This is a genomic window from Mycobacterium sp. NGS26, assembly GCF_059813025.1.
This window is the reverse complement of record NZ_JCALDU010000037.1, coordinates 1-434: the sequence shown is the minus strand read 5'-3', so window position 1 is coordinate 434 and position 434 is coordinate 1. Positions and strand designations below refer to the sequence as shown.

1 protein-coding gene is annotated in these 434 nt (G+C 67.5%); it reads right to left on the bottom strand.

Features of this window, described 5'->3' with window-relative positions; translation table 11 throughout:
- Positions 1-434 (bottom strand): AMP-binding protein (locus tag AC5Y6X_RS24445; RefSeq protein WP_499989722.1); only part of this gene is annotated, 434 nt, incomplete at both ends.

The following is a 434-nucleotide window of genomic DNA, read 5'->3' as shown; positions in this document are numbered from 1 at the left end:
AGCGGGTGACGTTGTGGTGGGTCACCGCAACGCCTTTGGGCGCACCGGTGGACCCCGAGGTGTAGATGATGTGGGCAACGTTGTCCGGGTCCGGTGCCGGCAGGCTCGTGCTCGGATGGCCGCAGATGCGCGGGTCATCGACATCGATGACCGCTAATTCGCAGCCCTCCAGCCGCTCTGCCAGGCCGGTGGTGGTGATCGCAACGACCGGCGCCGTGTCCGCGAGCATGAACCTGACCCGCGCCGGCGGCACCGCGGGGTCGATGGGCAGATAGGCCGCCCCGGTTTTGAGCACGGCCAAGATCGCGACGATCGCCTCGGTGGACCGCGAAAACAGCAGTGCCACACACTGTCCCGGGCCGGCATCGTGTTCGGCCAGCAGGTGCGCCAACCGGTTGGCGGCCTCATCCAACTCGCGATACGTCATCGAGGCA